8 protein-coding genes and 3 pseudogenes are annotated in these 11,163 nt (G+C 39.7%); all 11 read right to left on the bottom strand.

The annotated features are described in order from the left end of the window. Nucleotides 1–202: 202 nt before the first annotated feature. The 11 genes and pseudogenes from JCM21531_RS11950 to JCM21531_RS11900 all read right to left on the bottom strand — a co-directional run bounded on the left by JCM21531_RS11950 (nucleotide 203) and on the right by JCM21531_RS11900 (nucleotide 10,847). On the bottom strand, nucleotides 203–664 hold the full coding sequence (locus tag JCM21531_RS11950; protein WP_243467607.1) for a hypothetical protein: 462 nt from the start codon (nucleotides 662–664) through the stop codon (nucleotides 203–205). Between the two features lie 29 nt (nucleotides 665–693). Further along, the gene (gene yqeK, locus JCM21531_RS11945) at nucleotides 694–1,263 is read right to left on the bottom strand and encodes a bis(5'-nucleosyl)-tetraphosphatase (symmetrical) YqeK (protein ID WP_038290179.1); all 570 of its coding nucleotides are present in this window, start codon (nucleotides 1,261–1,263) and stop codon (nucleotides 694–696) included. A gap of 47 nt (nucleotides 1,264–1,310) precedes the next feature. Next, nucleotides 1,311–1,931 carry a nicotinate-nucleotide adenylyltransferase gene (nadD, locus tag JCM21531_RS11940; protein WP_038290176.1) on the bottom strand — a complete coding sequence of 207 codons (621 nt, stop codon included), beginning with the start codon at nucleotides 1,929–1,931 and terminating at the stop codon, nucleotides 1,311–1,313. A gap of 206 nt (nucleotides 1,932–2,137) precedes the next feature. Continuing rightward, on the bottom strand, nucleotides 2,138–2,536 hold the full coding sequence (locus JCM21531_RS11935) for a GNAT family N-acetyltransferase (protein WP_243467606.1): 399 nt from the start codon (nucleotides 2,534–2,536) through the stop codon (nucleotides 2,138–2,140). A gap of 119 nt (nucleotides 2,537–2,655) precedes the next feature. Further along, a pseudogene (gene purD, locus JCM21531_RS11930) lies at nucleotides 2,656–3,913 on the bottom strand (phosphoribosylamine--glycine ligase). Nucleotides 3,914–3,937: 24 nt separating this feature from the next. Beyond that, nucleotides 3,938–5,482, bottom strand: coding sequence for a bifunctional phosphoribosylaminoimidazolecarboxamide formyltransferase/IMP cyclohydrolase (purH, locus tag JCM21531_RS11925; RefSeq protein WP_038290174.1), 1,545 nt, complete (start codon nucleotides 5,480–5,482; stop codon nucleotides 3,938–3,940). A gap of 91 nt (nucleotides 5,483–5,573) precedes the next feature. After that, nucleotides 5,574–6,203, bottom strand: a complete 630-nt coding sequence (purN, locus tag JCM21531_RS11920; protein ID WP_038290172.1) for a phosphoribosylglycinamide formyltransferase — start codon at nucleotides 6,201–6,203, stop codon at nucleotides 5,574–5,576. Further along, nucleotides 6,197–7,215 (bottom strand): annotated as a pseudogene (gene purM / locus JCM21531_RS11915) (phosphoribosylformylglycinamidine cyclo-ligase). The gene purN and the pseudogene purM overlap by 7 nt, the downstream one beginning before the upstream one ends. A 63-nt stretch (nucleotides 7,216–7,278) precedes the next feature. Next, nucleotides 7,279–8,739 (bottom strand): amidophosphoribosyltransferase, encoded by a 1,461-nt coding sequence (gene purF / locus JCM21531_RS11910; protein ID WP_407652285.1) that lies wholly within the window; start codon nucleotides 8,737–8,739, stop codon nucleotides 7,279–7,281. Nucleotides 8,740–8,787: 48 nt separating this feature from the next. Further along, a complete protein-coding gene (gene purE / locus JCM21531_RS11905; RefSeq protein ID WP_038290170.1) occupies nucleotides 8,788–9,309 on the bottom strand; it encodes a 5-(carboxyamino)imidazole ribonucleotide mutase in 522 nt (173 codons plus the stop codon). Nucleotides 9,310–9,450: 141 nt separating this feature from the next. Beyond that, nucleotides 9,451–10,847: pseudogene (locus tag JCM21531_RS11900) on the bottom strand (NCS2 family permease). Between the last annotated feature and the right edge of the window lie 316 nt (nucleotides 10,848–11,163).

The following is an 11,163-nucleotide window of genomic DNA, read 5'->3' as shown; positions in this document are numbered from 1 at the left end:
CTTAACATATCCAATTAAATCAACTTAAATTATAACACTAAAACAATGGTTTTGTGAATAAAAACTTGACAAAAATCAGGGATTGAAGTCATCCCCCAGTATTATTATAAAATCAAACCGCGATCCGGGGTCAATTTCCTTCCTTATCCTCTTTATATTCAGCAGGTTTCCCAATTCTTCACCGGAAACATTTTCTTTTTTTTCAACAATTGCAGAACCAACATATTTTAAAGAGCTTCCATTGCCCGAGCTTACTATAAACATAGCCTTCAAGGGTCATTCTGATTTCTTCCGCAAGATTTTTTCGTCCGGTATAATTTATAACCTGTATGCTTGCACCTTTTTGCTGAATAACTATCGGCGTTTCCGGAATATTTTCGGCTTCTTGAGGGTTGTCCGTGCTTAATACCGAAGAAGAAGTAACTACAGGCTCTGTACTTGGACTGCTCTCCAAAGTATTTACCGGAGTGGAAGTACCGGTGACAGCAGGTGTAGATACTGTGCTTGCTATTCTTGCCATTGTTACATCGGTATTTTCATTGTTTTCTTCCGGGTTTTTAAAAAAGTAAAAATAACTGCACGTTACTAGAAGCAAAACCAGAATCACACCAAACAGCCTAAAACGCTTATTTCTTTTTTTCCTTCTAACCTTTTTCTTTGCCATAAATAATCAATCTCCCGTACGACAGAAATCTACGGCATAGTTTCTTTGATAATAAAATTCCGTGCTAAAATTGTGTCGGGATGAATAAGCACTCCTTTGTCCAAAATATATCTTATTGTATTATCTAAAGAAATCACTATGGACCTGTCCAAATCGCGATAAGCCAGCTCCCTTACTTCATCAACTCCCGGAAATTTTCTTCCCGGCTCAATATAATCCGAAATAAAAATTATTTTGTCCAGCAAAGCCATATTTTCTTTACCGGTAGTATGGCATTCAATAGCTCCCAGTATTCCTTTATCTTCAACTCCATACTCTTTAGAAGCCAGTACTGCACCTATAGGTCCGTGCAAAAGCTCCGGCTGCGTTAAAGTAATATAATCAACATTTATATTATACTCTTCACACAATTCAAATACAGCCTGTCCCTTTATTTCTCTTGCACAATCGTGCAAAAGGCCTGCTATGGATGCCCTTTCCACATCCTCGCCATATATTTTTGCAAGGCTTACCGCCGTATCCATAACCCCCAGTGAATGCATAAATCTTTTAGAAGAAAGAACTCCTTCAAGTTTTCTTTTCATATCATCTATCGTCATTGCTGCTACCTCTAAATTAGAGTATTAAAACATCCTTTATTTCAATACTATTTAAGATATAACCCTTCTTTTTTTATATAGTTTTCCACTGCCTCAGGAACCAGATATTTTATGGTTTTTCCTTCCTTTACCCTATTTCTAATCATCGTCGCAGATATTTCAATCAAAGGTATTTCCGCCTCCAGTATACTGGCTGAGAATGTATCCTCAAGATACTTTATCCGTTCTCCAAAACCGTCTTTTGAAGTCCCCGGTCTTAAAGCCGCAATAAACTTGCAGGTTTTAAACACCTTCTCGTAATCCTTCCATGTAAGAAGGTCATACAAAACATCTGCACCAATTATATAATACAAAGTGGCAATACCCTTGTACTGTTCATTTAGAATACTTAAGGTATCAATGGTATAAGTATACCCTTCCCTGTCAACCTCAATCCTTGATTCTTCAAAATAAGGGTTGTCCTTTAAAGCTTCACAAACCATGTTATATCTGTGCTCTGCATCGGTCACCATCTGCTGTTTTTTATGGGGAGGGTTGCCTGAAGGTATAAAAAGAACCTTATCAAGTTCAAAAGCTCCCCTTATTATCTCCGCCATTATCAAATGACCGTTGTGAATGGGATCAAAAGTTCCTCCCAGTATTCCTATCCTCATAATATTCTCTTCCATAATCAATTCCTTCACTATAAAAAACAGCTACAGTAATTAAAAACCTTTTTCAAAAATTTATTATAGCATACAATTGCCATGTTTTAAATAAATAAATCCATATAAAACCATGCAAATAAAAAGGTTTAACATATGATTTACCTCTTTCATTTATTATCCTTCTTCAAAAAACCATAGATACTCCATCAATATCTTTTACACCTGTTTCAACATACCCCAATTTTATATAAAGCTCTTGTATTCTTACTGTTAAATCCGGTAAAAATTTCATACATTACACAGTTTTTAAATATGTTCTCGATTTCCTTCATTAAAGCTTTTCCGATACCTCTGTTTTGAAACTCAGGGTGTACAATGAGCCTGCCTATATGGCAAACATTTTCATCGTCCAAATGAGCACGCACAGAACCAACAATTTTTCCTTCTAATATATACTTTAGAAATTGTCTTTTTTCGTATTCCTCAGTGATGCTTTCCAGGGTCTGTGTCATAGGAGAAATATTAAAATTGTTTACTTCCATTGCCACCCTTTCAAAAGCTTTCTTTTGTAAATTCAATATATCCGGCAAATCTTCTTTTGTTGCCTTCTTAATAATGCCTTCCATTTTCCATCCTCCATTCACAAAACTGATAGCTTTGTCTTTTTTTATTTTAAATGAAAAAAGCAGTTTTTAAATTATTTCTGATTAATACTCCTATAAAAATAAGAGAGCATTATGCCCTCTTACTTTATTCCTATATCTTTTCGATAGTGCATATCTTGGAACTTAATTTTTCCGACTCCCTCATAAGCCTTCTTTATTGCCTGATCCAGATTGCTTTCCATGGCTGTGACTCCCAGCACGCGTCCTCCTGCGGTATAATATTTACCGTCTTCACGCTTTGTACCTGCGTGGAAGACTACAATATTCGCATCCCTTTCGGCATCTTCAATGCCTGATATCTCATATCCTGTTTTATACTCTTTAGGATATCCTCCCGAAGCCATGATCACACATACACAGGCATTGTCATTCCAGCTTATCTCGATTTCATCCAATCTTTCATCGATAATTGCATCAAATATATCAATTATGTCGGTATTAAGCCTTGGAAGCACCACCTGGGTCTCCGGGTCTCCAAACCTGGCATTGTACTCCAACACCTTCGGGCCGTCCTTTGTAATAATAAGCCCAAAGTACAATACCCCTTTAAACTTTCTGCCTTCCTTCTCCATAGCCTCAATCGTAGGCTTATAGATTTTCTCCATGCAGTACTTGTCGATTTCCTCAGTATATATCCTACTTGGAGAACGTTCCCATACCTCCGGTATTAAGCCCTTGGTCATTGTCCAATGCTCTCTTGTGGTCTTGGGAGGAAACCATGGTCTTTATGGTTTTTCCATCAGTAAAAGCCAACATCGATACCTCTTGGCCCACCAAAAACTCTTCAATTACCACCTTGCTTCCGGCTTCGCCAAAAACCTTATCTTCCATGATGCTTTCAACCGCTTGCTTCGCCTCATCGAAATTCTGTGCAATTATTACACCCTTACCCAATGCCAGACCATCAGCCTTTACAACCAACGGATACTGCTGATTCTGTAAATAACTTATGGCATCGGTACTGTTTTCAAAAACCTCATAACTTGCAGTAGGTATATTGTACTTTTTCATAAGGTTTTTCGCAAAAGCCTTACTGCTTTCAATTGTAGCTGCTGCCTTTCTCGGTCCGAATGCTCTGATTCCCGCTTCCTCAAGGGCATCAACCATTCCGGCTGCCAAAGGGTCATCCGGAGCAACCACTACCATATCAATTTCCTTTTCTTTCGAAAAGTTTACAATTCCATCTATATCCATTGCCTTTACCGGCACACACTCGGCTATTGCAGAAATGCCACCGTTGCCGGGAGCGCAATACACTTTTTCCACTTTGGGACTTTGAACAATTTTCCAGACCAGTGTATGCTCACGTCCGCCGCTTCCTACAACCAATACCTTCATCTTATTCCTCCTTAAGTATAGTCATTAATGCTTAAAGTGTCTCATTCCTGTAAACACCATTGCGATGCCGTATTTGTTGCATGCATCGATGGATTCCTGGTCTCTTATCGAGCCCCCGGGCTGGATAATTGCAGTGATCCCTGCAGCTGCTGCTGCCTCAACACAATCGGCAAACGGGAAAAAGGCATCCGATGCAAGAACCGCTCCCTTTGTTCTTTCTCCGCCATATTCAATGGCAATCTTGCAGGCTGTAACTCTGTTGGTCTGGCCCGGGCCTACTCCAATGGTTTGCTTTCCCTTTGCCAGTGCAATACCGTTGGACTTGGTATGCTTTACAACCTTCATGGCAAAAATGAGATCTTCCATCTCTTCGTGGGTAGGTTTCTTTTCCGTAACAACTTTCAAATCGTCCATGTTGAGAAGTTCACTGTTGTAGTTTTGTACCAGCAAACCTCCTGCTACTTTCTTCATGTCATAGGTTCCGTGAGGAAGCTTTGAAGAAATGTTTTCAAGCTGAAGAAGTCTTATATTTTTCTTTTGAGTAAGAACATTCAATGCCCCTTCCGTAAAGGATGGTGCAATAACTATCTCAACAAAAATCTTGTTTATTTCCTCTGCAGTTTTTTCGTCAATTTCCCTGTTCGCCGCAATAATGCCGCCAAATATGGATACAGGGTCGGCTTCATACGCCTTTACATATGCATCATATATATTTGAAGCGCTTGCCACACCGCACGGATTTGCGTGTTTTACTGCAACCACAGTGGGTTCGTCAAATTCTTTTATAATTTCTATAGCACCGTTTGCATCATTTATATTGTTATATGAAAGTTCCTTTCCGTGCAGCTGTTTTGCAGCCGTTATGCAGCCAACGTTTGCTCCCACTTCTTTATAGAATACGGCTTTTTGATGGGGATTTTCGCCGTATCTCATATCCTGTACCTTTTCAAAGGTCAGAGAAAGGGTTTCAGGGAATACTTCCTCCCCAATCTTGTCCCTTAGATACTTGGCAATTAAAGTATCATAGTGGCTTGTATGCTCAAACACCTTATATGCCAGCTTAAATTTGGTTTTTAAAGATATATCCTTTGAAGTCTTAAGCTCTTCTAAAATAGCGTTGTAATCCGATGGGTCAACAATCACAGCCACATCCTGATAATTCTTTGCTGCAGCCCTTATCATTGTAGGTCCGCCTATATCAATGTTCTCAATTGCTTCCTCAAGCTCAATATTCTCTTTGAGAATTGTCTGCTTGAACGGATAAAGATTTATTATTACCATATCTATTGTTTCTATATTAAGCTCTTTTAGCTGTTTCATATGTTCCTCATTGCTTCTCATTGCAAGAATTCCTGCATGAACATTGGGATGAAGGGTTTTTACTCTTCCGTCAAGACATTCCGGAAAACCGGTAACATCCGATATATTTATTACCTTTATTCCGGCATCACTCAAAGTCTTCGCAGTTCCTCCGGTGGAGATAATCTCAACACCCATATTCTGAAGTTCCTTGGCCATCTCGACAATTCCAGTCTTGTCGGATACACTTATTAACGCACGCTTTACCACATTATCACTCCTTTTAGTTTATAATAAAAATTTGAGTACCTTTGCATCGTTTGTATATAGCAATTTCACTAATATTAACTGCCTTACCGGCTTACTTATCCCTAATCCTGACTTTTCTTCCCTCAACCTCAAGCCTTCCTTCGGCAAAAAGCTTTATAGCCTCGGGGAGAATTTCCCACTCCGCTTCTTCCATTACCCTCTTTTGAAGCGTTTCCGCAGTGTCATCGTCCTTTATGTACACAGCTTTCTGCAAGATAATCGGTCCGCTGTCGGCTTCAAGTTCAACGAAATGAACAGTAGCCCCGGTCACCTTGACACCGTATTCCAGTGCTTTCTGATGAGGAATTATACCGTAATAACCTTTGCCGCAAAAAGCTGGTATCAAAGAAGGATGAATATTAATTATCCTGTTCTCAAACCGCCTTACAAAGTTCTCTCCAAGTATGGACAAAAAACCAGCCATCACAACAAGCCCAACATCATAGCTTTCAAAATGCTCTATCAGCGCTTCCCCATACTCATGCACTGAAGCATAATCCTTCCTCGCAATGCAAACAGCCGAAATGTTGTGCTTTTTCGCCCTTTCCAGAGCATATACATTGGGCTTGCTCGATACAACGGTAACAATGGAACAGTCCTTTATAAAGCCGCTTTCAATCTTATCAATTATAGCCTGCAGATTGGTTCCTCCTCCGGAAACCAATACACCAATTCTTAACATATCTCAAGCCCTGCCTTATCCGATACAATTTCTCCAATTATGTAAGCTTGCTCTTTGTCTTTATTCAAATACTCCAAAACACTATTTGCAATTTCAGCATCCACAGCAATTGTCATGCCTATTCCCATATTAAAGGTATTGTACATATCCATTTCATCAAGATTCCCAAGGTCCTTTAAGAGAGTAAATATCGGAAGTACCGGCCAAGTTCCCTTAAATATCTTAACTCCCAGACCTTGAGGCAGCATTCTCGGTATGTTCTCAATGAATCCTCCGCCGGTAATATGGGATATTCCTTTTAATTCAAACTTTTCTTTCAAATCCAGGATTGTCTTAACATACAACCTTGTAGGCTTTATAATCTCTTCACCTAAAGTGGTTCCAAGAATCTTAACCTCTTCCGAAGCTTTTGGGATTTGGCGCCAATTTTTCTTACCAAGGAGTATCCGTTGCTGTGGATACCCGATGAAGCAAGCCCGATTAATTTGTCTCCCGGCTTAATTTTACTGCCGTCTATAATCTTATCTCTGTCCACTATCCCGACAGCAAATCCGGCCAAATCATACTCATCTTCAGGGTAAAATCCGGGCATTTCTGCTGTCTCTCCGCCTATCAAAGCACACCCTGCCTCAACGCAGCCATCGGCTATACCTTTGACAATTTGTGCCACCTTTTCGGGACGGTTTTTGCCCAGAGCAATATAGTCGAGGAAAAACAGAGGCTCCGCACCACTGCATACAACATCATTTACACACATTGCCACACAGTCAATACCAACAGTGTCATGCTTGTCCATCAAAAAAGCAATTTTCAACTTTGTCCCTACCCCATCGGTCCCCGATACCAAAACAGGGTTCGAATATTTATCTTTGTTTAAACCAAATAATCCGCCAAATCCTCCTATATCGGTAAGAACCTCAGGCCTGAATGTTCTTTTTACATCATTCCTCATAAGCCTGACAGCTTCATAACCCGCTTCAACATCAACACCCGCATCTTTATACGTAGTCATCAAAGTACCTCCTAATTAGAAATAAAATAAATTATATAATCTAATTTTAGCAATTGACCAATATTATCCGCAACTATACTTATTTGCATTTTCAGGTACTTCCATCGGATATTGGCCGGTGAAGCATCCGGTGCAAAAACCGCATTTAGCTCCAACAGGTGTTTTCAAAAGTCCTTCAAGACTCAAGTATCCGAGACTGTCTGCACCTGTCATCTTTCTAATCTCTTCAACAGAACATTCCGCAGCAATAAGCTGGGATCTGCTCGATGTATCGACTCCAAAGAAACATGGATATATATAAGGCGGAGAACTAATTCTCATATGAACTTCTTTCGCACCGGCATCCCTCAAAATCTGAACAAGTCTTTTACTGGTAGTACCTCTCACTATTGAGTCATCTATCATAACAACTCTTTTCCCGTCAACAGCTTCCTTCAAGGCGTTAAGCTTAATTCTCACGCCGTTTTCTCTCTGCCCTTGCTCGGGTTGAATAAAGGTTCTTCCGATATACCTGTTTTTAATAAGTCCCAAATCATAAGGTATACCCGACTCCATGGAGTAACCCAACGCTGCAGATATTCCCGAATCCGGAACTCCAAAAACAAGATCCGCTTCTACCGGGTGCTCCTGAGCAAGCCTCCTTCCGGCCTCAATTCTTGCCCTGTGAACACTGGCTCCGTCAATGTAACTGTCGGGTCTTGCAAAATAAATATGCTCAAAAATACAAAGTGCCGACTTTCCGGGAACTTCCATTTGTATCGAAGTCATGCCGCTTTCTTCAATAACAATTATCTCTCCGGGATTCACATCTCTTATATATTCTGCCCCTATTGCATCAAGAGCACAAGTCTCTGAAGCAAGGATATAGGAATCATCTATATGGCCAATGCAAAGAGGCCTTATTCCATGAGGATCCCTGATACCTATAAGTTTGTTTGGCGTGAGAATAACCAGCGAATAGGCACCTTTTATTTCTTTCATCACCTTCACGATTGCCTCTTCAATATTATTGCTGGACAACCTGAACCTTGAAATCAAATTCAAAATTACTTCGGAATCAATTGTCGACTGAAATATAATACCCTCTTCTTCCAGCTTTTCTCTTATTTTTGCTGCGTTTACAAGGTTACCGTTGTGAGCCATAGCCATCTGGCCGCTCTTGTATTTTATAACCATAGGCTGAGAGTTTTCCCTGCTGCTTGCGCCGGTTGTTGAATATCTCACATGCCCTATTGCAATTTTACCTTTTAGGCTGTTTAGAATTTTTTCATTAAAAATCTCAGGTACAAGCCCCATATCCTTGTGGAAAAGCAGCTTTTCCCCATCGTTGACGGCAATTCCGGCACTTTCCTGTCCCCTGTGCTGAAGAGCGTACAGTGCATAATAAGTCAGGCGTGCACTATCCAAATTGTTTTTATTGTAAATTCCGAAAACCCCACACTCTTCTTTTAACTTGTCAAATACAAATTCGTCTTCGGACAAGAAAATATCGTTTATGTTATTAAAATGATTTTCCCTTTTCATGCCAAACATATTTTTTCTCCTTATATCAATTTAGTAAAATATGAATTATTAAAGGCTCTTTATCTTTTCTTGAAGTGCTTCGTTCCTCTCTTCAACTTTTTTCTCAAGTTGCTTCTTATATTCCTTCATCTTTTCTCTGAGCTCCGTATAAGCAGTTGACAATATCTGAACCGCGAGCAGAGCTGCATTTTCCGCTCCGTCAATAGCAACTGTGGCAACAGGAATTCCGGAAGGCATCTGAACTATAGACAGTAATGAATCCAGCCCGTCCAATGTAGATGATTTAATGGGTACACCGATAACCGGTAGGGGCGTAAATGCTGCCAAAACTCCCGGCAAATGAGCTGCTTTTCCGGCACCGGCTATTATAACGTCAAAACCGTTTTCTTCAGCACCCTTAGCAAATTCTGCCGCTTTGTCAGGTGTCCTGTGAGCCGAACAAACTATTGCCGAAACCTCTACATCAAACTGCTTTAAAACCTTGATGCAGTTCTGTAAAACTGAAAAATCGGAATCGCTTCCCATAACAAGAGCAACTTTTGGTTTTTTTTCAACTTTTGTCATAGCCATAGTTCAACCTCCATGAAAATTTTATATAATATTTGTTATATTGTTAACTCATATATTCTTACATAATTATCGTGTCCCAAAATTAGCCATCAGAAAATATAAAAGTCTGATCCTAACGGATCAAACTTTTATATTCAGTATCTAAAAGCCTAAAGCTCCAAACACAAAATTCAATATAAACATTAACACTACTATATAAAGGATTGGATGTACCTCTTTTGCTTTACCTCTAACTATTTTTGATATTACGTAGAATGTAAAACCTGCAGCAACTCCATTTGAAATACTGTAGGTAAAAGGCATTATAACAACTGTGAAGAATGCTGAAACAGCCTCTTCAAAATCATCCCACTTTATCTTAGCAAGGGATTCCATCATTAAAATACCTACGACAATAAGTGCTGGAGCAGTTGCGGCAGCTGTTACCATACCCGCGATCGGCGATAAGAACAACGCCAAGAAGAAAAACAATGCGGTGAAAACTGATGTAAGACCGGTTCTTCCTCCTACGCTGATTCCTGCAGCACTTTCAACATAGGTGGTGGTATTGCTTGTACCTAAAAGTGCACCTATGGATGTAGCTGTCGAATCTGCAAACAAAGCCTTGTCCAGTCTTGATTTAAAGCCTTTTCCTGAGTGAAGTGCTTTTTCATCCTCTTCGTCAAAAATTCCGGTCTTTCTGCCCGTTCCAAGGAACGTTCCTATTGTATCAAAAGTATCCGACAGGCTGAAGGCAAGTATTGTAGCCAAAACAGTCAGTATCTTGCTGGGGTCGCTAAAGAGCCCTGCCAAATCAAGCTTTAAAAAAGTCTCCGACATTGATGGAGGTAAAAGCTTGTCGCTGTTAGATCCGGAATAGGTGTTATATTCATAAACAACCCAATGACAGTGGTTGCCATTATTCCCCAAAGTATTGCTCCTTTGACCTTTAAAAGCATTAAAACAACTGTGATTACAAGCCCGATTAATGCCAATTGAGTTACCGGATCTGTAAAGTTGGCAAGAGCCGGAACAATATCTCCTGAAACTACACTTCCGTTGGGCAGTGTAGTATAAGTGCCACTGCTAACAGTAAAATCAAGCAAATGCGCCTGTTTAATTCCTATGTATGTTATAAACAGGCCTATTCCGCCGCTTATAGCATACTGGAGTGATTCCGGTATAGCAGCTATCAACATCTTTCTGACTCTCGTGACAGTTATGAGTATGTTTATCAATCCGCAAATAAAAACTATTGCCAAAGCCTGTTGCCACGAAAATCCCTGTCCCAAAACAACGGTGTACGCAAAGAATGCATTTAGTCCCATGCCCGGTGCCTGAGCATACGGAACATTTGCAACCAATCCCATTATCAATGTACCGATTATTGCTGCAAGTATTGTTGCAACAAATACAGCACCCTTATCCATCCCTGCGGCCTCCAGGGTATTGGGATTGACAAAAATAACATATGCCATCGTTACGAAAGTAGTTAGGCCCGCTATAAATTCTGTCCTGACATTTGTGCCGTTTTCTTTGAGCTTAAAAAACTTTTCCATAAAACCCCTCCTTCATCCTTTCGGATTTATAAAAGTTTGAAATAAAAATGGGCTGGCAGGACCAACCCTTCAAACCGATACAACAAAACGATGCCATTAACCGCCAAAACTTCCGATTCTAAATTGAAACAATATTATTATCCCACAAAGATGTAATTTTAAGTCGATAAATAGAAATCCGTGATGTTTACGCTAAGTTTTTGTTCAAAGCAAACCTGATTTTCACATAAATAATACTATCAAAACAAAGTACAGGTTGTCAATGAAAGTTATCAAAAAATACGAACATTATTTTCAGTTTTCGAGGTTAATATTC

Origin of the sequence: Acetivibrio straminisolvens JCM 21531 (genome assembly GCF_000521465.1) — a bacterium.
GTDB classification, from domain to species: Bacteria; Bacillota; Clostridia; order Acetivibrionales; family Acetivibrionaceae; genus Hungateiclostridium; species Hungateiclostridium straminisolvens.
This window is presented reverse-complemented; position numbering and strand designations above follow the sequence as displayed.

Bases quoted from the DNA above. Each gene is read 5' to 3' on its own strand.
- JCM21531_RS11950 (WP_243467607.1), bottom strand. From the start codon at position 664: ATGGCAAAGAAAAAGGTTAGAAGGAAAAAAAGAAATAAGCGTTTTAGG.
- yqeK (WP_038290179.1), bottom strand. From the start codon at position 1,263: ATGACGATAGATGATATGAAAAGAAAACTTGAAGGAGTTCTTTCTTCT.
- nadD (WP_038290176.1), bottom strand. From the start codon at position 1,931: ATGGAAGAGAATATTATGAGGATAGGAATACTGGGAGGAACTTTTGAT.
- JCM21531_RS11935 (WP_243467606.1), bottom strand. From the start codon at position 2,536: ATGGAAGGCATTATTAAGAAGGCAACAAAAGAAGATTTGCCGGATATA.
- purN (WP_038290172.1), bottom strand. From the start codon at position 6,203: ATGTTAAGAATTGGTGTATTGGTTTCCGGAGGAGGAACCAATCTGCAG.
- purF (WP_407652285.1), bottom strand. From the start codon at position 8,739: ATGAAAAGGGAAAATCATTTTAATAACATAAACGATATTTTCTTGTCC.
- purE (WP_038290170.1), bottom strand. From the start codon at position 9,309: ATGGCTATGACAAAAGTTGAAAAAAAACCAAAAGTTGCTCTTGTTATG.